This is a genomic window from Cupriavidus sp. SIMBA_020 (genome assembly GCF_046535395.1).
GTDB lineage: Bacteria > Pseudomonadota > Gammaproteobacteria > Burkholderiales > Burkholderiaceae > Cupriavidus > Cupriavidus campinensis.
The window spans coordinates 1-262 of record NZ_JAWRWU010000874.1 but is presented as its reverse complement, the minus strand read 5'-3'; the positions used below and the strand labels follow the sequence as shown (position 1 = coordinate 262).

The window sequence follows — 262 nt, the reverse complement described above, 5'->3', positions numbered from 1 at the left end:
GCCGGCATGCCGAAATGCCCGCCGATGAATCCGCCGAGCAAGGGGCCCGCCACCTGGCCCGCGTACTGCGCCGAGATCGACATGCCGAGCACGTTGCCGCCGACGCCGTCGGGCACATTGTGGCGGATCACGCTGGTCACGCACGGCAGCAGCCCGCCCAGCGCCAAACCCATCAGGAAGCGCAGCGCCACCAACTGCCAACCGGCGGTGACGAAGGCCTGCGGCACCAGCAGCAACGCCGCCACCGCCAGCGCGCCGATGA

At 71.0% G+C, this 262-nt stretch carries 1 protein-coding gene; it reads right to left on the bottom strand.

Annotation, left to right across the window (positions count from 1 at the left end; genetic code table 11):
* On the bottom strand, positions 1 to 262 hold a 262-nt coding region (locus tag SB751_RS31905; RefSeq protein WP_410749260.1), incomplete at both ends, for an MFS transporter.